This is a genomic window from Bradyrhizobium sp. S3.7.6, assembly GCF_054061875.1.
Map to the genome: position 1 here is coordinate 5,313,389 of NZ_JBSSEQ010000001.1, position 17,662 is coordinate 5,331,050.

At 65.8% G+C, this 17,662-nt stretch carries 26 protein-coding genes and 1 pseudogene; 5 read left to right on the top strand and 22 right to left on the bottom strand.

The window, feature by feature from the left end:
* Nucleotides 1-32: 32 nt before the first annotated feature.
* The 21 genes from ACVJ5M_RS25815 to ACVJ5M_RS25915 form a co-directional block, all read right to left on the bottom strand.
* Entirely contained in the window at nucleotides 33-1,280 is a 1,248-nt protein-coding gene (locus tag ACVJ5M_RS25815; protein WP_354099635.1) for a phage major capsid protein, read from the bottom strand.
* Nucleotides 1,281-1,359: 79 nt separating this feature from the next.
* Nucleotides 1,360-2,169, bottom strand: coding sequence for a head maturation protease, ClpP-related (locus ACVJ5M_RS25820; RefSeq protein WP_354099634.1), 810 nt, complete (start codon nucleotides 2,167-2,169; stop codon nucleotides 1,360-1,362).
* A complete protein-coding gene (locus tag ACVJ5M_RS25825; protein WP_456679419.1) occupies nucleotides 2,166-3,503 on the bottom strand; it encodes a phage portal protein in 1,338 nt (445 codons plus the stop codon). Before ACVJ5M_RS25825 ends, ACVJ5M_RS25820 begins: the two co-directional genes overlap by 4 nt.
* On the bottom strand, nucleotides 3,500-5,353 hold the full coding sequence (locus tag ACVJ5M_RS25830; RefSeq protein ID WP_456679420.1) for a terminase large subunit: 1,854 nt from the start codon (nucleotides 5,351-5,353) through the stop codon (nucleotides 3,500-3,502). The genes ACVJ5M_RS25825 and ACVJ5M_RS25830 overlap by 4 nt, the downstream gene beginning before the upstream one ends.
* The gene (locus ACVJ5M_RS25835; RefSeq protein ID WP_354099631.1) at nucleotides 5,289-6,698 is read right to left on the bottom strand and encodes a site-specific DNA-methyltransferase; all 1,410 of its coding nucleotides are present in this window, start codon (nucleotides 6,696-6,698) and stop codon (nucleotides 5,289-5,291) included. Before ACVJ5M_RS25835 ends, ACVJ5M_RS25830 begins: the two co-directional genes overlap by 65 nt.
* Nucleotides 6,682-7,152, bottom strand: a complete 471-nt coding sequence (locus ACVJ5M_RS25840; RefSeq protein ID WP_354099630.1) for a P27 family phage terminase small subunit — start codon at nucleotides 7,150-7,152, stop codon at nucleotides 6,682-6,684. Before ACVJ5M_RS25840 ends, ACVJ5M_RS25835 begins: the two co-directional genes overlap by 17 nt.
* A 91-nt stretch (nucleotides 7,153-7,243) precedes the next feature.
* On the bottom strand, nucleotides 7,244-7,498 hold the full coding sequence (locus ACVJ5M_RS25845) for a hypothetical protein (RefSeq protein ID WP_354099629.1): 255 nt from the start codon (nucleotides 7,496-7,498) through the stop codon (nucleotides 7,244-7,246).
* 271 nt (nucleotides 7,499-7,769) lie between these two features.
* A complete protein-coding gene (gene nusG / locus ACVJ5M_RS25850) occupies nucleotides 7,770-8,444 on the bottom strand; it encodes a transcription termination/antitermination protein NusG (RefSeq protein ID WP_354099628.1) in 675 nt (224 codons plus the stop codon).
* Nucleotides 8,441-9,553 (bottom strand): hypothetical protein, encoded by a 1,113-nt coding sequence (locus ACVJ5M_RS25855; RefSeq protein ID WP_354099627.1) that lies wholly within the window; start codon nucleotides 9,551-9,553, stop codon nucleotides 8,441-8,443. Before ACVJ5M_RS25855 ends, nusG begins: the two co-directional genes overlap by 4 nt.
* A gap of 102 nt (nucleotides 9,554-9,655) precedes the next feature.
* Complete coding sequence (locus ACVJ5M_RS25860) at nucleotides 9,656-9,988, bottom strand: hypothetical protein (RefSeq protein ID WP_354099626.1); 333 nt, start codon at nucleotides 9,986-9,988, stop codon at nucleotides 9,656-9,658.
* Nucleotides 9,978-10,442 carry a hypothetical protein gene (locus ACVJ5M_RS25865; protein WP_354099625.1) on the bottom strand — a complete coding sequence of 155 codons (465 nt, stop codon included), beginning with the start codon at nucleotides 10,440-10,442 and terminating at the stop codon, nucleotides 9,978-9,980. Before ACVJ5M_RS25865 ends, ACVJ5M_RS25860 begins: the two co-directional genes overlap by 11 nt.
* A complete protein-coding gene (locus tag ACVJ5M_RS25870; protein WP_354099624.1) occupies nucleotides 10,439-10,657 on the bottom strand; it encodes a lipocalin/fatty acid-binding family protein in 219 nt (72 codons plus the stop codon). Before ACVJ5M_RS25870 ends, ACVJ5M_RS25865 begins: the two co-directional genes overlap by 4 nt.
* Nucleotides 10,654-10,881, bottom strand: coding sequence for a hypothetical protein (locus ACVJ5M_RS25875; protein WP_354099623.1), 228 nt, complete (start codon nucleotides 10,879-10,881; stop codon nucleotides 10,654-10,656). Before ACVJ5M_RS25875 ends, ACVJ5M_RS25870 begins: the two co-directional genes overlap by 4 nt.
* Nucleotides 10,878-11,252 carry a DUF7768 domain-containing protein gene (locus tag ACVJ5M_RS25880; protein ID WP_456679421.1) on the bottom strand — a complete coding sequence of 125 codons (375 nt, stop codon included), beginning with the start codon at nucleotides 11,250-11,252 and terminating at the stop codon, nucleotides 10,878-10,880. Before ACVJ5M_RS25880 ends, ACVJ5M_RS25875 begins: the two co-directional genes overlap by 4 nt.
* Nucleotides 11,249-13,405: a methyltransferase-A70 family protein gene (locus ACVJ5M_RS25885; protein WP_354099621.1), complete on the bottom strand. Its 2,157-nt coding sequence runs from the start codon at nucleotides 13,403-13,405 to the stop codon at nucleotides 11,249-11,251. The genes ACVJ5M_RS25880 and ACVJ5M_RS25885 overlap by 4 nt, the downstream gene beginning before the upstream one ends.
* Nucleotides 13,402-13,893, bottom strand: a complete 492-nt coding sequence (locus tag ACVJ5M_RS25890; protein ID WP_354099620.1) for an HNH endonuclease — start codon at nucleotides 13,891-13,893, stop codon at nucleotides 13,402-13,404. The genes ACVJ5M_RS25885 and ACVJ5M_RS25890 overlap by 4 nt, the downstream gene beginning before the upstream one ends.
* A gap of 22 nt (nucleotides 13,894-13,915) precedes the next feature.
* Nucleotides 13,916-14,116 (bottom strand): hypothetical protein, encoded by a 201-nt coding sequence (locus ACVJ5M_RS25895; RefSeq protein WP_354099619.1) that lies wholly within the window; start codon nucleotides 14,114-14,116, stop codon nucleotides 13,916-13,918.
* Complete coding sequence (locus ACVJ5M_RS25900; protein WP_354099618.1) at nucleotides 14,113-14,331, bottom strand: hypothetical protein; 219 nt, start codon at nucleotides 14,329-14,331, stop codon at nucleotides 14,113-14,115. The genes ACVJ5M_RS25895 and ACVJ5M_RS25900 overlap by 4 nt, the downstream gene beginning before the upstream one ends.
* Nucleotides 14,328-14,495, bottom strand: coding sequence for a hypothetical protein (locus tag ACVJ5M_RS25905; protein ID WP_354099617.1), 168 nt, complete (start codon nucleotides 14,493-14,495; stop codon nucleotides 14,328-14,330). Before ACVJ5M_RS25905 ends, ACVJ5M_RS25900 begins: the two co-directional genes overlap by 4 nt.
* Nucleotides 14,492-14,896 carry a hypothetical protein gene (locus ACVJ5M_RS25910; RefSeq protein WP_354099616.1) on the bottom strand — a complete coding sequence of 135 codons (405 nt, stop codon included), beginning with the start codon at nucleotides 14,894-14,896 and terminating at the stop codon, nucleotides 14,492-14,494. The genes ACVJ5M_RS25905 and ACVJ5M_RS25910 overlap by 4 nt, the downstream gene beginning before the upstream one ends.
* Nucleotides 14,897-14,921: 25 nt before the next feature.
* The gene (locus ACVJ5M_RS25915; protein WP_456679422.1) at nucleotides 14,922-15,158 is read right to left on the bottom strand and encodes a hypothetical protein; all 237 of its coding nucleotides are present in this window, start codon (nucleotides 15,156-15,158) and stop codon (nucleotides 14,922-14,924) included.
* A gap of 93 nt (nucleotides 15,159-15,251) precedes the next feature.
* Here ACVJ5M_RS25915 and ACVJ5M_RS25920 point away from each other — a divergent pair, with 93 nt between their 5' ends.
* Nucleotides 15,252-15,533: a helix-turn-helix domain-containing protein gene (locus tag ACVJ5M_RS25920; protein ID WP_456679423.1), complete on the top strand. Its 282-nt coding sequence runs from the start codon at nucleotides 15,252-15,254 to the stop codon at nucleotides 15,531-15,533.
* Here ACVJ5M_RS25920 and ACVJ5M_RS25925 read toward each other — a convergent pair.
* The gene (locus tag ACVJ5M_RS25925; protein WP_354099614.1) at nucleotides 15,445-16,068 is read right to left on the bottom strand and encodes a DUF4118 domain-containing protein; all 624 of its coding nucleotides are present in this window, start codon (nucleotides 16,066-16,068) and stop codon (nucleotides 15,445-15,447) included. The genes ACVJ5M_RS25920 and ACVJ5M_RS25925 overlap by 89 nt on opposite strands.
* Nucleotides 16,069-16,306: 238 nt before the next feature.
* On the opposite strand from ACVJ5M_RS25925, the gene ACVJ5M_RS25930 reads away from it, so the two are divergent.
* The 4 genes and pseudogenes from ACVJ5M_RS25930 to ACVJ5M_RS25945 form a co-directional block, all read left to right on the top strand.
* Nucleotides 16,307-16,489: a hypothetical protein gene (locus ACVJ5M_RS25930; protein ID WP_354099613.1), complete on the top strand. Its 183-nt coding sequence runs from the start codon at nucleotides 16,307-16,309 to the stop codon at nucleotides 16,487-16,489.
* A 155-nt stretch (nucleotides 16,490-16,644) separates the two neighbouring features.
* Nucleotides 16,645-16,806, top strand: a complete 162-nt coding sequence (locus tag ACVJ5M_RS25935) for a hypothetical protein (protein ID WP_354099612.1) — start codon at nucleotides 16,645-16,647, stop codon at nucleotides 16,804-16,806.
* Entirely contained in the window at nucleotides 16,803-17,063 is a 261-nt protein-coding gene (locus tag ACVJ5M_RS25940) for a hypothetical protein (protein ID WP_354099611.1), read from the top strand. The genes ACVJ5M_RS25935 and ACVJ5M_RS25940 overlap by 4 nt, the downstream gene beginning before the upstream one ends.
* A gap of 400 nt (nucleotides 17,064-17,463) precedes the next feature.
* Nucleotides 17,464-17,658 (top strand): annotated as a pseudogene (locus ACVJ5M_RS25945) (helix-turn-helix domain-containing protein); the annotation flags it as partial.
* Between the last annotated feature and the right edge of the window lie 4 nt (nucleotides 17,659-17,662).

Below are 17,662 nucleotides of genomic sequence, written 5' to 3' on the forward strand. Positions count from 1 at the left end.
GGCCCTTCTCCCCCGTTGCGTCCCGAAGGCGATCAGGACGCCGCGTTAACAAACAGCTTCACCGCGCCGCCGACGTCGATCAAGTTGCCGCCGGAGCGCAGCCAGGCGAGGAAGCCGACCTGACCCTTGCTGGTGTAGGCAGAGTCCGTGAAGCGGAACATGGTCACATCCATCACGTCGCGGATCGTGTACTCATTGAGCTTCCCGTAAGCGATTGACTTGGCGCTGGCGGCCATCACCGCCATGTCCTGGTTGACCTGGATGGCATCGCCGAGCAGCGAGTCGGGGATCTTGCCGGCCTTACCGCCGGTCGGGACCGCGAAATCCCAGCCAGGAACGAAGATCGGCCGCTGCTGGCCGTCCTTGATCTTGCGGATCACCTTGACGCTCGAGTCGTGCATCATCCACTTGCACTCTCCGCTCTCGCGATAGGCCGGATCGACCGAATGCTGCATGTCGATCAGACTGTCATAGATGATCGCCGTGACCTGGCTGGTGCCGTTGCCAGCCGTCACACCGGCCGTGGCAGCCGTGATGATGCCATTCGGCTCGCCAGACCCGTCGCCCGCACCCACGGTGAACTTCGTGTTGGTGATACGGCCAAGGCGCGTGGTCGCACGCTTGATCACGAAAGCCTCGACATCGACCTCGGAGTCCTGCAGCAACTCGAACGGCACCGCGATGATCTTGGAGCCGAACTTGTAGACGTTGAGCGGCACCGTGCCGAACGACGGATCAAGAGCCGTCGCGGACGCGTTCTGAGCGACGATTTCGCCGGTCTCAGACGTGCCGTCCGAGGTCGGATAGCTCATCGGGTTGCCCTGCGAGGTCTGGATCACGGTCGCCACCGCGCGCATACCGCCATAGGCCTTGAGCGCGTCGAGGACCGTTTTCTGAACCTCGGTCTGGACGGTGTAGCCGCCCTGGCTGTTGGTCGTGGTCGACATGGTCGCGCGGATCTTGGTCCATTCCTCGGCCGAGAGCTGCGCAGGGTCACGCGCCCACTTGGCGAACAGCACCGAGCCCTCGGACTTCTGGTCCTGGCCGACGCGCAGCGCCGCATCAACGACGAGGTCGCGCTGCAGGCTATCGGCCGCAGCCTGGATGACGCGCTCCTGGCGCTTGATGTTGGCCTGGATGTCGACCAGCTGCGCGTCGAGCTTGTCCCATTCCGGGCCGTCGACCGCGGCGTTCCACTTGTCGGCGGGCTTATCCGCCATCGTCTGCATGACGGCCACGATGGCTGCGCCCTGCGCTCTCAGTTCCTGAAGTGAAGCCATTTTGAACCCCTTTTTGACATGGCCAGAAACCGCCTCGGCCAGGATGACCGCGACGCTTGTCCTGCTCGGCGCGGCGCGCTTAGGCAGTTCGTGCGAGCAGTTGCGCGCGCCGCCGGCGCTGCCCCCGCTCATGTTCGGCGGCCGCGAGCGACGCGGCCTTCTCGCTGTCGAGGCGATCGCGCTCCGCGAGCGCTGCCTCGACCGCGGCGCGAATCTTGTCATCCGTCTGCGCGGCCGGAGGCGGCGCCGGCGCCCGCTCGAACGCCGAGACGTCCCAGCGCGATCGCGCGTTGGCCTCGGCCTTATCCTTGTCGCCGGCCATCTCGTCGGCGAGACCGCAGTCGATCGCGTCCTGCGGCGTCAGCCAGGTTTCGGCGGCCATCAGCTTCATGAAGGCCGACGAGTCCTTATTGCCGCGCGCGGCGTAGGTGTCGGCGAGCTGACCATCGATCTTTTCGAGCAGCTCTGCGGTCGCGATCAGGTCGTCAGCATTTCCGATGCCCCAAGTCCACGCCTTGTGGATCATCATCATCGACGCCGGCGCCATCACCACCTTGGTCGCCGCGATCGCAACAACCGAGGCCGCGGACGCGGCATAACCGTCGACGTGGGCGATGATCTCGCCGTCATATTCGCGCATCAACTGCGCGATGCCGACGCCGGCGAACACGTCACCGCCCGGCGAATTGATCCGCAGATGCACCGTTCCCGACATGCCGCGCAGGGTCTTTGCAAAGCCCTCGAGCGAAACGCCGCCGAACCACTCGGCCTCGATCTGGCTCGACACGATCATGTCATAGAGTTCGATCGTGTTGCTGGCCGCATCGGCGCGGAAGCTGCCGCGCTTGGCGTTGGACGCGAACAGGTTAAAAAGGCGACGGTCTTTCATGCTGCAGCGTCCTTCGGTTCGGTTGAGCCCTGATCACTCGCAGCCGGCGCCGCGGCGCCGGCATTGACTCCGAGCTTGTCGGCATCCGCATCCTTGTCGCGCGGCAACCGCAGCTTGGCGCGCGCCTCGTTCGGCTTCATGAAGCGCGGTTCGCCGGCCCGACCGACCGCAACACGCAAAGATTCGTACAGCGTCTTGGTGTCGGCCTGCTCGAGATCGGAGGTGTCGAACACGGTCACGCGCGAGCGCGTCCGGAACAGCTTGCGGTCCAACTCGCGCTCGATCTTGTTGAGATACGGGCGCAGCGTGTAGCGCACGAAGCCGATCGACATCGCCTCGACGCCGGAGCCCCAGGACGTGGTCTTTTCGTTGTGGCCGATCATGAAGGGCGGGACGCCATAGGCGCGCGCGATCTCCTCGATCTGGAATTGTCGCTGGCCGAGCAGCTGCATGTCGCTGGCCGATATCTGCAGCGACGTCATCTTGAGGCCGGAATGCAACAACATCGGCCGATGCGCGTTCTCGACGGAACGGTGACGCTCGTCGATCAGGCCCTGCAGCTCCCTGATCTTCGGTTCGCCGAGCTGCTGGTCGGTTGAGAGGGCGTAGTCAGGCCGCGCGCCGTTGGTGAAAAACCGAGCCGCATATTCCTGCGCCGCGATCGCGACGCCGCCGGCGTTGCGAAGCGAGTAGCGCAGCGGCGTCATGCCGCGCAGGCCATCAAAGCCAAAGCCGGGAATGTGGATGATGTCATCCTGGTCGAAATCGCGAGTCTGGCCAATCACCTGGCCGTTAGCGAGATATTCCGGCGCAATGCGGTACACCATGCGGCCGGTCTCCGGTACGATGCCGTTGACGACGCGCAACGGGTGCACCGGCTCGAGTCCAACTGGCTTGAACATCCGGTCACGGCGGATGATCGCGAACGCATCGCCCTCGGCCATGATCGACTTGACGAGGAATTCCCAACCGATCGGTGCCGGCCAGCGAACCGACATTTCCTCGTTGAGCACCCACAGCAGCGGGTCGTCGAAGATCCGCGACCGCTCGCCGGTCGGAATGTCGACGTTCATCATGTTGACCGGCAACGTCTGGATTGCGCCCGAGATCAGCGACCAACAGGCATAGATTGCGGTCACAGTGGCCGCGGAATATTCGGTCAGGGTCGGCAGCCCACCGCCGAAGTTCGGCCCGAACAGGTCGGCCCAAGCTTGCGAACCGCGGACGATATCGGTCAGCGGCACCATCTGCGTCGCGTTTTTCGGCGGCTCGAAATCCTCCGGCACCCGGACCGCGGGCGCCGAGGTGCCGAGGGCGTCGGTGATCCAGCTCATAGCAATACCAGCCCGGCTTCCATCTTGCGTTTGTTCGTCGTCGCCATGCCAACGCTCATCGCCTGCGAGACCATGCCGTCGATGCGGGTCGTCGCCTTCGCCTTGTCGAACATGCGATGGCCGGAGCGGTTCTGCTCGTAAACGACGCCGCCGGCGCACATACGCATGACCGGGTTGACGTCGATCGTGATCCGCCGCTCGAGGAGCGCCGCCTCCAATTTGTTGATGGAGTCGGGCATCCAGAGCACCACGTCCTCGGCGCCGGTTTCCTTCTGCGCCTCCTCCGCACGCTCGCCGACGACGCGGCGCTGAAAGCCCTGCGGATGGACTTCGGTCGGCAGCGAGTCGTTCGTGACGGACATCGCCTCGTTGAGTTGCTCGAGGCCGTACTGGTCGGCGCCGATCGACACCGGGTGATAGCGTGCGTTCAGCTCGAGCAGTGCATTGGCAAGCCACGAATACTTGATCCGCGGACCAGGAACGGCCTCCATGAACTTCTGTTCGACCCAAAGCTCATAGGGCGCGCGGTCCGATTTGGCGCGCTCCTTCAGCGTGTCCCTTGGCGTCCAGAACCATGTTTTCGAGGCGAACCGCCATTGATCCTTGGTTTCGTCGAGCAGCCAGGTCAGCGTAAACGCCGTAAGGTCGCGCACCTTGGAAAGGTCGAGCCCGCCGAAGCACGGATAGCCAGCGACGGTCAGCGCATCTGGATCGACCGCGCCCTCGCACGCCATCCATGTCGCGCGCGGAATGGCCGAACTTTCGCTTTCGGTCCACTGGCAAAAGTGGAGCCGGCGCACGAGACCCTCTTTCGACGGCATGCCGCGGGCTTCCTGGACCTGCTCGCGGATGAACGGCGGGTGGATGGAAACGCCGAGGTTCGGGTTGGCCTTGATCCAGCACGACTCGTCCTCGAACGGGTCGTCTTTCTCGTCGAGGCAGGTGATGAAGGCGAACCAGGCATCGTTGTCGAACTCGCCGTTCAAGATCCGCGCGGACAGGTCGTGCTCCTGGCCGCAAACCGTTTTCTTGTCGAAACCCGAGTTCGTGATCTCGAACAGCAGCGCCTCCTGGTTGCCCTTGGTGCCGGCGCGCATCATCTCGATCACCGAGTTATCCGGATGCTCGTGCACCTCGTCGATCAGCGCGCAGTAGGGCCGAATGCCGGACTTGCCCTTTTTGTCGGACGAAATCGGCTTGAAGTAGGAATTGACGCCCGGCCGGGACGTATGCAGCTCCCAAACCGGGTTGGCACCTTTCGGCCGCAGGCGCCGGCGCAGCGCCGGCGAGCGCTCCCACATGGCAACAGCGTCGCGGAACAGGATTGCGGCCTGGTCCTTGTCGGTCGCGGCGGAATAGACCTCAGCGCGCAATTTGCGGCACCCTAACAGCATGTAGTGGCCGATACCGGCCGCGAGCGGCGACTTGCCGTTGCCCTTGCCGATCTCGACATAGGCGCGGCGGAATCGGCGCACCCCGTGCGCGTTTTTCCAACCAAACAGCGAGCCGATGATGAAGGCCTGCCAGGCCTGCAGATCGAACGGCGCGGCATAGGTCGAGACCTCGCCAAACTCGTCCTTCTCCTCGACCTCGACGGTGAGGATGTCGCGAAAGAACCCGATCGCGCGCTGCGCGGCGTCGACGTCGAATGACAGGCCGCGATCGGCGCCGCGCTCGAGGTCGGCCAGGTGCCGGCGGCACGCGGCGCGCACCAGCGGGCCGGCGACGATCTCGCCGGCGAGCACTGCGCGCGCGTAAGCCGAAACCTCGTCGACCACGTCCGCATCAAGCGGCGGCGGCGCGGCGTTCGGCGTCGCGATCGGCGGCGACGTCGTCGAAAGATCGACCATCAGACTCAAGGGTTGCGGCGATGCCGGTGAAGGCCTGCCAGCGCTTCACGGCGACATCGACGTAAAGCGGATTGAGCTCGATCGCATAGGCGCGACGGCCCGTGATTTCGCAGGCGATGATGGTGGTGCCGGAACCGGAGAACGGCTCATAGACGCCCTCGCCCGGCTGGGAATTGTTTTCAATCGGCCGCTTCATGGCCTCGACCGGCTTTTGTGTGCCGTGGCCGGTTTCGGACTTCATGTGCTCGATGTGCCAGACGGTCGACTGCTTGCGGCCGCCCTCATAATGGCCGCGCTCGCCTTCGCGGACGGTATAGGTCGCGACCTCATGCTCAGGCACGAAATGCCACTGCTCGTCGGCGCCGTCCTTGACCGCGTAAAAGCACGGTTCGTGCTGGAAGTGATAGTCGCCGCGGCCGAAGACGTGGCGCGGCTTCACCCAGACGATGTGAGCGCGGATCTTGAAGCGGCAGGCCTCGAGCGAGTTAGCGACATCACCGCAGAACGAGCCTGCGTGCCAGATGTAGGCCACGTCGCCCGGAAACAGCGCCCATGCCTCGCGCCAGTCGGCGCGATCGTCGTTGAGCACCTGCCCGACTGCCTGCCCCTCGCTGCCATGACCGGCTCGCACGCGCCAGGCCGGGTCGTATTTCACGCCGTAAGGCGGGTCTGTGACCATCAGATGCGGCACGCGGCCAGCCAGGACGCGGGAGACGTCCTCGGGGTTGGTCGAGTCGCCGTTGGTGATCCTGTGCCGGCCGCCCAGGAGCCAGACATCGCCGCGCCGGGAGGTCGGCACAGCCGCCGGCTCCGGCGCGTCGTCGGGATCGGTGTGACCCGCGGGCGCCTCGTGGAGCAACCCGGCAATGCGGCCGGGCTCGAACCCGAGCTGGTCCAATTCGACGCCGAGCGCGGACAGCTCGAGGACCTCACCCTTGAGCAGCTTCTCATCCCAGCCCGTCGCCATGGTGAGCTGGTTGTCAGCCAGGCGGAATTTGCGCTTTTCGGGCTCACCCCAGCCGACCGCGACCAGGACGCGGACCTCGGCGAACTTTTCCTGGTTGAGCGCCTCGAGCCGGCCGTGGCCGGCAATAACGACGCCCTCCTCGTCGACCAGGACGCGATGCACCTGGCCGAACTGGCGCAGCGAGGCGCGGATCTGGTCGAGCTGCGCCTGGTCGTGCTTCTTGGCATTGCGATCATAGGGCTTGAGCCGCTCGATCGGCCAGGTCTCCTCGCGGACGCGAACCTCCGCGCGCGGGCCGACCGGCTCGTGCACAACGGCCGGCGCCGGCGGCGCGGCGGCCTTCTTGCGGCGCGGTTTCTTTTCAGTCGAAGTAGTCATCGTTTTTGTCAAAGAAGTCGCCCTGGCCGGGTAGCAGGTTGCGCTCGTCGGTCGGCGAGAGGCCGAGCATGGCGACCAGCGATCGCCACTTGCGCCATTCCTCGTTGACCTGCGCGATGTGCGGGTGGCTCTTCACCTGGTCGCCGTTGCGCGTCTTCACCCGGTAGACCTCGTGCGCCAGCGTCGGCATTGACGCGCGGAGATCGTGCAGGCGCACCGTGCAGCGGCAGTACTCCATCACGGTGTCGATGAAGCGCGGTTTCAGCCGATCGACGGACGGCTCGGACAGGATCTCGGCAACGCGCTTGTACTCGGCCTTGAGAGCCATCGAGAGATCGCGCGGCATCAGCTTGCGGATGAGGCGAAGCTGCGCCTGGCGCTTGCGCTTGGCGATATCGACGTCGTCGCCCCGCATCGGCACAACGTTGCGAAGTTTCGGCTTAGCACCGCGCATCAGGGTGGCTTTTTGTATTTAATTCCAAAATTTTGCGTATGAACCTTAGGCGCCGGTCCCCGCCCTAGAGCGGTAGACTTTCACCCACCCCCTACCCTCGCGCGTCGACCGGCCAGCCATCGGCGCCGGTCGCACTGCGCTCGCGCTGCGTTACAGCGACAGCCGCCGAGGAGCTGAGCCATAGGTCGGCCTCAGTGAGAGCGCCGCGCTCATACCTGTGCTCGAGCTGCTGCTTGACCACGTCGTGGTGCCACTTGCATGCCGGCTGCCAACGGTTGCGGTCCCAGAACACGTCGAGGTCACCCTTGTGCGGAACAACGTGGTCGACAACCTCAGTCGCCGACACCAGGCCGACAGCCTCGCACCCCAAACACAGCGGATGCTGTACCTTGAACAGCGCCGCCGAGCGCTCCCATCGCCTGGTGTAGCCTCGAGCCCGTGCGCCGCTCCGCATCACAAAAGGAAGGGCCGCTTGCGTTGCCACAAGCGGCCCTGAGTCTAGGGAGGAAACGCCCAAGGAGGGCAGCGGTGACGCACAGGCGCGCTACCGCACACCTATGCATGCAAAAGCCCGGCGCGATGGCCGGGCTTGTTCCATGTGAAACGATTTTCCGAAGCTAATGCTTCGCACGCCTACCTTGTGGCAGGTGCCGCTCAGAGCGTTTCCGCTTCTGACGTCGATCCGTGGGTGCAGGCGTGCCTGCAGCGGCCGGTTCGATCTGCGCCTCGGTTAACTGGACAGAGGCGCCGCGCAACGCGTCGATAAAGACGGTGAGTCGGTCCCTTGAGTCAAGGCGCCTCACCTGCCCCACGAAGCCAGCGAGCGGACCGTCGACGATCTCCACCATCTGGTTGACCGCATAATCACGCTCGCCGAAAGGCTTGTTCATCGCAGCAACGATACCGCGCACGACCACCATGTCGGCCGGCTTCAGCGATGCCCGACGCCCTTCGTCGACAGTCAGCCACTCGCCGACATCGTCAACCCGCTTAATCGCCGGATTGCCCGCATCGAAGTCGGGCACGAACACTATGCCGGCAAGGAACGGCCGCTCGACGCGCTTGCCGAGATGCGGCTTGCGCGTTTCCTGTCTCGTCCGCCGGTTGATGTAGCGCACCACGATTGGCGAATAGACGCAGATGCCACGCTCCAGCAAGCGCCTTGCAACGCGCGAGTCGCGACCCGGCGTGACGCTAAGCATGAACCAGCGCTCCGGAGTGACGGGCACGGCGATCGGCTCGGCTATTGTTTCGTAGCCGACGAATTGCCCCACCTGGTACTGCATATTCATTCGTCTCCCCCTGCCTGTGATGCTTCGTCTGACCACGTTCCGTCCTTGCGCGGCGGCCACGGCGCCGGAGCAAAGAAGCCCATTGCATCGCCGCGCTGCTCGAGCAGCGGCGATCTGGCGCCGAACACATGCGACGACAGGAACGCCTGCCATGCCGCGATCTGCTGTCGATCGACGATCCATCGCCAGGACGCCTTGTCGGCCACGTCCGCAAAAGCCAGCACCTGTGGCGTGACGCCGCCGGGATAGATCACGTCCCCGTGGTTGACGAACAGCCGCGCCTTGGCAACCGCATAGAGCGCAGCGAGCGCGCGATGCTCGGTGCCGCCTTCAGCGAATGCCGTTCGCCGAACGCTACGCTCCGCAGAGCCTTCGCCCGCGCCGCGCAGCAACGTCCAGCGCTTCTCCTCGAGGTAACGCCAGCCCGCGATCACGGTCTTGCGACCCTGCCGCTTCAGCTCCTCGAGGAACGGCTCGACGCCATCGAGTGCCGATTTTTCCTCGTCGGCGGTTAGCGCGTCGGCGGCATAGTCGGTTCGCTGGCGATCATCGACGACAGCTGTCGGCCATCGCTTGCGGAACTCGGCCTTGAACCTTTCCTTTCGATCCCTCGCACGCGCGCCCGCGTCTCTCTCGATCGTTTTAAGGGGTCGTTCTAAGGGGTCGTTATTGGTGCCCACGTATGGATGGGCACCCGTGCCCACGCATGGATGGGCACCCGTGCCCGCTGGCGGGCACCCCTGCCCATCAGCGGGCACCCCCCCATCATTTTCCGGCACTTCTGCTATTTCTGCATGGCTCTCGTCGACGTCATCGTCGGCATCGCGCGCGAGGGTTTTCAGGTCGAAATCGTCGCGGTCGAGCTTCACGCGATACGCATAGCTCGAGGACGGCGCCGAATCCTCCGGGCGCCAGTGATCGCGCCGCTTCTTTTCCACCCAGCCCGCCTCATACAGCCGTTCCAGCGAGCGCTGCAGCGTGGCGCGGCCGCAGCCGATCTCGGCCGCCATGCGCACCTGGCTGCGCGTGCACCAGCCAGCGCGATCGATATGACGGCCGAGCAGACACAGCGTTTGCAGGTCGCGCGCGTCGAGCGAGCGATCAGTCACCGCCCCCGCGGGGATGATCGACAGACGAGGATTTGACACGTGATGCCTTGAGAGATGGAGTCAACTGGACGCGGTAAGCAACAGAACGCAATTCGAGTTTTGCTATCGCGGCCCCATCAGCATGAACCGGACGATATCTTCGTCGGGGTACTTCCAGAGCAGCCCGCGCTCGATCGCATCGTCGAGGCGATGGAGCCAGCGCACGGGAAACCGCTTAACCGTGACGAGGTGGTCCTTGACGACCGCGAGCTGCTCGGCGGGCAGCGCGTCCGCTTCATCTACGGTCAAGAGTTGGCCGGTCGAGCGCACATAGACCGCTTCGTCCAGCTCGCCGAGCTTGGCGGCCTCGGCGACCAGCTTCTGAATGACGTCCGCCAGCTTAACGGCAGGCTGGCCGCCGGCGGCGAGCGTGGCGAGCACGAGATCAGCCGACATCGGAGCCCCTACCGGGCAATGACGGCTGCAGCGGCGCCGCAAGCCCGTTAGCGCGCTGGTCCAGCGCCGAGCGGCCAGGAGGCGGATCGCCGAACACGCCGCCGGTGAGGCCGCGCTCGGCGATGCGCAGGCGCAGCTCGGCCTGCTCGCGCAAGGCGTCGAGCGACGGCATGCGGATACGCTCGCCAATGGACGGCAGCCGCAGCGCCGGCACGCCCTCGCCTAGCTCCGGCGGCACCGGATAGCCGTCGCCGCGCCGAGCCGCCCTGTCGGCCGCCGTGTAGTGCCGGGCGCCGTTGCGGCGCTGCAGGTCGTAATAATAGCGGGTCTTGCAGGCCCCTCGTGATCGCCCGAAACGAGCCGCGATGGCCTCGAATGTCAGCTTTTCCCGATCGCGCAGGAACAGCAGATGATCGTCCTCGGCTCCGGTCCAGATCTTCGGCCTGCCCTTCATGCGAGCACCTCCTCGACGGCTTCACAAACCGGCGTCAGGCCGCCGCGCCGGATCAACTCGGAGCCGCGAAACCATTCCTTCCAATGCTGCGGAAAGCCGCGCTCGTCGGTTTCGTGCCGCGAGACGCAGACGATCTCGCAGCCCTCGCGCTCGCAGACCTTGCGCGAGCTGTGGCCGTCCGGAGAGCGGACCTTTTCGCTCCAGCTGTGCTTCACGCTTGCGATCTCCGCACGCGTTCCTCGGCGGTCTCACGCAGGGCTGGCAGTTGGTCGAGGTCGACCGGGCCGCCCAGGAAATAAGAGCCGCCAGCCTCGGGCGCTGGCTGCCTGCGGCGCTGGCGCCAGCCGATGGCATAGCCGAGCATCAGGCCGGAAAAGAACACGATGAAGCCGCAGGACAGCAGCAGGTTGATGCCGATGGCGAGGGTTTGCGGGTTCATTGCACACCCCCAATGAGCGACCGGCGCTCGACTGGAAGGCCGAGAAACTCGGCGGTCTTGATGCCGGCGGCCATGCCGCTCGAAATCCCGCGATCGACATAGACGACGACGGCCTGCGCGGCGTCGTACATCCACGCGTGGCCGGCATTGATGCCGTGCGCGCGCTCGTTCCGATCGTCGTCGTTGAGAATGCCAGGCTGCGTGTAGAGCAGATGCGAGGCGATCGGCGCCTCACCGCGCAGCAGCGAGTCCCGGATGCAGGCGCGCGCATACGCGATGTTGGCCTCGACATCGCCGGCAAAAGGCGACTCGAGCACGACGCGACGCATCGCGTGCGGCGGGATGGTTTGGTGCGATAGGATCTCGGTCACGCCTCTGCCCCCTGCTGTTGAACGGATGCCGGCTGCACCAGCTGCGCCAGGAAGGCGCGGCCGGTCTCGGTAATCTTGAGATGCTTGGTGGTTGCAAACACCAGATCGCGGCCGACCAGATGGCGCGCCATCTCGCCGTCGACCGTCCCGCCGGCGTCGATCGCCAGCAACGCGAGCTGCTCGGCGACCTCGTCGGCGTCGACCGGCAGACGCGTCTGCAGGTGGCCATCGACGACCTCAGCCGGCGGCGCGTCGTCGATCTGGCGCGCGACATCGAACAGGGACGGCTGCGGAGCCCGATATGGCTCGGTCAGATCCGCGCGCGGCGCCACGGGCGCATCAAGCGCCTCCAGCTCGCGCAGGCGATCCCAGCCCTTGCCGGTCAGCGACCATTCCACAGCGCCGAGATAGGTGAAGCCGCGCGAATGATAGAATTCGCCGAGCACGGGCGCGATGTCGCGGCGCGCGTGGCAGAAATCGGACAGGATCTTGAGCGCTTCACGCTCACTGAGCGAGGCGGGATCGAACGGCGCCTCGTGCGCCGGCGGCGCCAGCCAGTCGGAGCCCGCCAGCTGGTCGATGACGATGGTGTCGCCTTCGTCATACGGCGCGCGGTCGAGATCCGCGACGGCCGCAGCGGCGCTGGCCCCGTCAGTTGCTTCCGCTGCGGCCGCCTCGGTCTCACCGGAGGGCGCCGGGAGGTCATGCTGCGCGATGATTTCGCGCCAATGCGCGTCGACTGCATCGTCGCGCTCGAGTCCGAAAGGCTTCGTCTCGACGCGAAACGACCAGCCGCACCGGCAGGTCGCGACGTTGAAGGAGACGCCGCCGGGATAGTCGCGCGTCATCGAGACAGTGTGACCGTCGCGGGCGGGATGCTCCCATAGCCGCTCAGCGTCGCGCGCCGCACGCGCGGCGTTGAAGGCCTCGCGCAAATCGTCGGGCGATGACGGGCCAGCAGCAGGCGCCACGTCGGCCGTTAGTGAAACGCCGGCCTGGTTGCCCCACGCGCCCCAATTCTCCGGCAGCGGGTGCTCGGCGTCGACGCGAGCGAACAGCTCCAGCACGGGCAGCGGCTGGCCTGCAGTGTCCTTGCCGACCATGGCCGCGATCATGTCGCGGTAGTGGTCGGGCTTGCGCGAATGCTCGCGCGGCCGCTCGCGATGGTTGGAGCCGAACTTTTCATCGCCGGCCGGTTTCGGCAGGCCGCGCCCGCGCTTGAACTGGAGCAGCAACTCGTCCTGGTCCCACACCAGAAGGCCCGTGCCGCTTTCGTCCGGATGCTCCGCGTCGGTCTTGGTCCAGACGTAGCAGGTGGAGTAGCTGTCCATCCCGAGCGCGAGCATGCAGGCCCACGCCAGCGGCATGTCGACCGTCGCCATGACGACCTCGCCATCGGAGAGCACAGCCTCGGTCTTGAACGGCACTTTTGCGAGCAGATGCGCCCGCGGAATCCACATCCAGAACCAGCTGTCCGGCAGCAGCGCCTCGCCGGCGATCTTGAGATAATCGAGGATCGCCGGCCACGACATGGTCGGGTAATGGTTTTCATAGGCGCGGTTGCCGATACCTGCCTTGCGCTTCCAGGGCGGATCGCCGTAGCCGGCCGGATACTGCCGACCGGACGGCGTCAGCGCCGAGGCCGAGGACAGCGCAGAGGCGAGATCCCGCCTATGGACCCGACCACGCTCCTCAGCGTCGACCTTGAGCAGGTCCATCGCGACGCGCCCGGCGCCGGAGCGCATCTCGTCGGCGTGGCGTTCAAGCGCGTGCTCGAAGGCGCCGGCGTCCATCGCGGCCATTTTCTGCGCCCGCGACGACAGCTTACGGTCGATGCCGGCTTCCTGGAGTGTGACGCGGGTGACGCGGTCCTCGGATTCTAATTGTTCCGATTGAGAACAATTAGAATCGCCATCCCAGCGGCGACCGCGGCGCAGCTGCCCGGCCTCGTTCGCCGCGGCGAGCAGCTCGCCCATCTTGCGCTCGGCGCGAAAGCGGATTTGCGCGGCCTGGATCTCGAGCTGCTTGTCGCCGGCAATGCGCGCGGCATAGCGCAGCGCCTCGGCCTGGCTGCGAATGCCGGCGACCTCGTCGACCGCAACCGCCTCGGCCAGGGCGCGGCGCGCTGCCTCGTATCGAACCAGCTCGGTCAAAATGGAATCTCCTCGAGCTGATGTCGCGCCGGCAAGCCGGCGAGCAGGCCCGCCAGGATCTTGTCGAGGCTCGGCGCCTCGCCGCGCACGCGACGGTTGATGCTGTTGTCGCGTTTGGTCGACCAGCGACGATTAGCGCGGCGGTTGTCGAGCGTCTGGCCATTGATGTGGTCGACGACGTGGCGCGCCAGGTAATCGTCATCCTGCGGCTCGGAGCGGATCTGTAGCTCGCGATGCATCCGCACCGTGTCGCGCCTCACCCCCGTGTTGCGCTTGGCGTAGAGAAAACATTCCTTACCGCGGCCGCCGTGCCAGACGTTCCACTGCCACTGCATCAGCCAGTCGAAATCCTCGGCGTCGACCAGCGTCCAGATCGGCTCGCGCGATGACAGCCAGACCCGCCGCCACGGCGTCAGCGTCAGGTCGGGAAGGCCCTGCTCGAAATCGACCGCGCGCGCCCCGATGATATTGACCGGCGCCTGCATCATGCGACGCGCCCCTGGTCCGCGCTCATGCCAGAAACCCCTTACGCCAGAGCTGCGCCACCGAGACCAGCTGCGTGTAATCGCAGCCCTCGAAATCGGCGTCGTACCGCATCAGGTCATGCGCGATGCGGTGCGCGGTCCAGGACTTGAGGTCGTGACCGTTGGCGAGCGCGCGGGCCGCGGCGGCCTCGATCATCTTGACGGTAGCGAAGGCGCGGCCGCTCATGACGCCACCTCGAGCAGGCCGTCATCGGCGCGGTACGGACGCTCCTGGCCGTAAGCGAGCACGGCTGCGTCCCAGCCGGGCGGCACGGGCATCGGCAGGAACGGGTCGCCGTCGTAGAGGATCACCTTAGGCGCCTCGTCGGCGATGACGACGCGGACCGCGCCGACGATCAGCCGACGGTCGAGCCCAAACAGGATGGCGCGGGCCGCCCTCATTGCCGCTTCACCCAGCGGAAGCCGAAACCGCCGTCCGCGCGATGCAGGAACGGCTGCGCGCCGGCGGCGATCGCCAGGCCGGCGCCGACCAGGAGCGCGGCCGCCAGCATGACCAGAAAGCGGAGATCGTCAGGATCTGCGAGACGGGCAGCAATGTCGGTCATGGCTCAATCCCCCTTTCGGCCTCGGCAAGACGACGTTGGGCGGCCTCGACGTCGGCGCGCGCGGCCGCCAGGCTTTCGATGCGGCGATGGCGCTTGACCCATGCCTGCCCGCACCCCTGGGTCAGGGCGCGAATGACGAGGTCGCCATGGGCCGAGATGATCATCCGCGCGAGCGCCTCGCCGCTCGGCGCCCGGCGGCCCTCGAGCCAAAGCTCGGCCGGCCGGACGTCGCGAAGGCCAGCCATGTCGGCCAGAACCTCGGCAGTTTTCTGCGGGAAATTCTTTCGGAATGTCAGGGCGATGGGCAAAAACCACCGGTCAACCGGTCGGTCTTTGCCGATCAGCTGATCGGTCGGCTTTTTTGCCAGTCTCGCCGTGCTGCTGTAGGTCGTCCGCCCCATGATGCCCCTGCCCGAAACGACGCCGCTAACCGAGTTGCCCGCTTTGGATGCCCCACAGCTCCGGCGGGGCGCGGTACCCCCGCTCACGAAGCTCCTCGGTGAAGATCAGAAAGGTCGACGGCGGCAGGCGACCGCGTGCGATCGCATTGCTCATGATCTGCGGAGTACCGCCCTCGAACATCCTGGCGGCGGCACTGCCCCCGCCGAGCGCCTTGAGGACGCTCTCGACCGTGGTCAGAAGCTGGAGCCGCGAATCATTCATGCGGACGATTCATTACACGTAATGTGTAATTTGCAAAATCCACACATTGATGATGGATTAAACGCGGCGTTTACGCCGATCATGCCACCCAGAATGGCGGATCAAATCAAAGAGATAGGCAACCGACTGCGCTGGCTGCGCGAGGCAAAGCAATTGAACCAGGCAACGTTCTGTCGCCTGGTCAAGATCGAGCAGCAGGCATGGAACAACTACGAACGCGGCTTCCGCCGCATCTCGGTCGACCAAGCCCTCAAGGTCTGCGCCGCGACCGGCGCCAGCCTCGATTTCATTTATCGGGACATACGCTCGGCGCTTCCGGCAGAACTGGCGATGCAGATCGACGACCAGCAGCGGAAAGAGGCCAAGCGCCGCTGACGGCCAGAGCACGAAGCCTCTGCGCCCCGCCCGCGATCGCCGGCAGGGTGATTGCCAGCAGCACGAAGCCCACGGCACGAACCAACTCGCCGCGCGTCGGCACGGAGAACTCATAGGCCGGCGGCACCGACAGCAGATTGTGGGCCAGCACGGCGAGCGCCGAGAAGATCACGCCATAGAGCTGGCCAAAGACCAGCGAAGCAGCCGCAACCCCCGAAAACAGGACGAAGCCGGAAACCAACTCGCAGTCGAGCAGACGCGAGAGCAGCGCCGCGGCCGGCGCGAGCGCCACCGCGCCAGCGGCCGTCCAGCACAGCGCGAGTTCATGAGCGATGCGGCCACTCCGAGGGTCGACCGGATGCGCGGGCCTGGTCCAGACCTCCCGCGGCGCGCGAATCAAGAAGCCCTCCAGCAGCTCGCCGAGCTGCACCAGCACGGCACGCGCCTCATTGATATCCTCCGGCAACTGGACGGCCAGCTCGATGGCCGCGCGCCGCGTCCTGTCCGTATTTTTTGAAGCGATCTTCGTCAGCATATTCCCACTCCCAAACAGACCGCATACCACGCGGCGTGTAATTAAGTGGACCTAGTTACACTTCTTGTGTAATGGTCCGCCGCCGGCGTGGGGTTTGTCCAGCGTCCCGCGCCGGTTGCATGTTCCAAGGAATACTGCCGAGGCCCGAGTTTTCGCCATGGGAATAAGGTCGGGCCTTCTACGGAGTGAGGATAGTGGGATGAATGGCACAAGGTGCATACCGCACACTCAGGAAAATGTGGCAGACACAACCGCCGAAACAACCGGCGCGCGCACGACCGCGCAATTCGTGACTGCACGCACCGCGCGCATCGCCGAGCTGCTTGATCATCGCGCCTTCGCGCCGGAGGCGATCGCCGGCCGCATCGACTGCGCGCTCGAGGCGCCGCTGCGGCCGGCATTCCGGCGGCCCCGCCCATGACGCATTCCGGGACATGCGGCTGCGGGGCGGAGTTTCGGCCCCATCGCGCCACCCAGCGTTTCTGCTCGCGCAGCTGCGCCGCGCGCGCCCGGTCGCCGCGGCCGTCGAACCCACACCGGCGGCGCCTTAACAGCGACCCCCATCAGAAACTCATCTTGCGCCTGCTCGAAATCCAGCCCCTCGAGCGGCGCCCGCGCGGCGGCTGGCGGTTTGGCACGAAAACGATCGGCGACGGGCCGATCGCGCGCCTGATCGCCAGCGGCCGCGCAGAGATCCGGGGCGGAATGGTTCATCACAAACGGACAGAGGCACCATGAGCGGCATTAGCATCATCATGGCCGGCGCGCTGCGCCGCGACCTGCTCGCACGCGGCGTGCAGCACCTCGACCTCACCGAATGCGAGGCGATGATCGCCCGCATGCTCGATTGTACCCGCACCATCGCCCGCGCAGCCGCAGACGACGATGCCCCACCGCGGCGCTGCGAGACCAACGAGGTCGACCTCGATGGCAGCTGTATGGTCTGCGGCGCGTGCCAGGGCGAATGCTGCCGGCGGCTGGAGGGTCGGCAATGAGCGCGGCGCCACAACCCGAAGCCACGTCGGACCTGTTCGCTCCGATAATCACGTCTTTCCCCTCCCTATCAGGAGACAGCATCCCGCCCGTCTCCCCTATAGAGAGGCTCATAAATGACGTCCCCCGACATCCGGCAGGCAACGCTGTGCCAGCCCGACAACCATCGGCCCCGCAGTGTCCCGCAGAGTCAGACCACCTCGGTCTGGCCAGCGTGCATGGCGGAGACCCCGATGGCGAAACGAAAGAAACGGTCAACGAGCGATCGAGTCCTCTGGATGATGTTGGTGAAGCTTTTGGGCGAGATCGTCCTGGCGGCGATCGAGAGATGGCCGTGACCGTCCCCTTATCCAGTGGCGCGATCGCCAAGCAGCTAAACACGTCTGACCGGCCGGAGGGCAAATGACCCCCCTCTCCCCCGCCCTCGAGTCCCATTTTGCAGCGTTCGTCACCATCGACGTTCCACAGCTGGCGCGGCTGCTCCCGATGGACCGGAAAACCATCAAGCGCCATATTGACGCCGGTCGCCTGCCCAGCCGGATCCTGGGCTGCGGCCGCAAGAAGCCGCACCGCTGCTTTTCGCGCGCGGACATCGAGGCGT

What these genes read in the sequence shown, in the direction of transcription:
- ACVJ5M_RS25815 (WP_354099635.1), bottom strand. Translation starts at nt 1,280, where the DNA reads ATGGCTTCACTTCAGGAACTGAGAGCGCAGGGCGCAGCCATCGTGGCC.
- ACVJ5M_RS25820 (WP_354099634.1), bottom strand. Translation starts at nt 2,169, where the DNA reads ATGAAAGACCGTCGCCTTTTTAACCTGTTCGCGTCCAACGCCAAGCGC.
- ACVJ5M_RS25825 (WP_456679419.1), bottom strand. Translation starts at nt 3,503, where the DNA reads ATGAGCTGGATCACCGACGCCCTCGGCACCTCGGCGCCCGCGGTCCGG.
- ACVJ5M_RS25830 (WP_456679420.1), bottom strand. Translation starts at nt 5,353, where the DNA reads ATGGTCGATCTTTCGACGACGTCGCCGCCGATCGCGACGCCGAACGCC.
- ACVJ5M_RS25835 (WP_354099631.1), bottom strand. Translation starts at nt 6,698, where the DNA reads ATGACTACTTCGACTGAAAAGAAACCGCGCCGCAAGAAGGCCGCCGCG.
- ACVJ5M_RS25840 (WP_354099630.1), bottom strand. Translation starts at nt 7,152, where the DNA reads ATGCGCGGTGCTAAGCCGAAACTTCGCAACGTTGTGCCGATGCGGGGC.
- nusG (WP_354099628.1), bottom strand. Translation starts at nt 8,444, where the DNA reads ATGAATATGCAGTACCAGGTGGGGCAATTCGTCGGCTACGAAACAATA.
- ACVJ5M_RS25860 (WP_354099626.1), bottom strand. Translation starts at nt 9,988, where the DNA reads ATGTCGGCTGATCTCGTGCTCGCCACGCTCGCCGCCGGCGGCCAGCCT.
- ACVJ5M_RS25865 (WP_354099625.1), bottom strand. Translation starts at nt 10,442, where the DNA reads ATGAAGGGCAGGCCGAAGATCTGGACCGGAGCCGAGGACGATCATCTG.
- ACVJ5M_RS25875 (WP_354099623.1), bottom strand. Translation starts at nt 10,881, where the DNA reads ATGAACCCGCAAACCCTCGCCATCGGCATCAACCTGCTGCTGTCCTGC.
- ACVJ5M_RS25890 (WP_354099620.1), bottom strand. Translation starts at nt 13,893, where the DNA reads ATGATGCAGGCGCCGGTCAATATCATCGGGGCGCGCGCGGTCGATTTC.
- ACVJ5M_RS25895 (WP_354099619.1), bottom strand. Translation starts at nt 14,116, where the DNA reads ATGAGCGGCCGCGCCTTCGCTACCGTCAAGATGATCGAGGCCGCCGCG.
- ACVJ5M_RS25900 (WP_354099618.1), bottom strand. Translation starts at nt 14,331, where the DNA reads ATGAGGGCGGCCCGCGCCATCCTGTTTGGGCTCGACCGTCGGCTGATC.
- ACVJ5M_RS25905 (WP_354099617.1), bottom strand. Translation starts at nt 14,495, where the DNA reads ATGACCGACATTGCTGCCCGTCTCGCAGATCCTGACGATCTCCGCTTT.
- ACVJ5M_RS25910 (WP_354099616.1), bottom strand. Translation starts at nt 14,896, where the DNA reads ATGGGGCGGACGACCTACAGCAGCACGGCGAGACTGGCAAAAAAGCCG.
- ACVJ5M_RS25915 (WP_456679422.1), bottom strand. Translation starts at nt 15,158, where the DNA reads ATGAATGATTCGCGGCTCCAGCTTCTGACCACGGTCGAGAGCGTCCTC.
- ACVJ5M_RS25920 (WP_456679423.1), top strand. Translation starts at nt 15,252, where the DNA reads ATGGCGGATCAAATCAAAGAGATAGGCAACCGACTGCGCTGGCTGCGC.
- ACVJ5M_RS25925 (WP_354099614.1), bottom strand. Translation starts at nt 16,068, where the DNA reads ATGCTGACGAAGATCGCTTCAAAAAATACGGACAGGACGCGGCGCGCG.
- ACVJ5M_RS25940 (WP_354099611.1), top strand. Translation starts at nt 16,803, where the DNA reads ATGAGCGGCATTAGCATCATCATGGCCGGCGCGCTGCGCCGCGACCTG.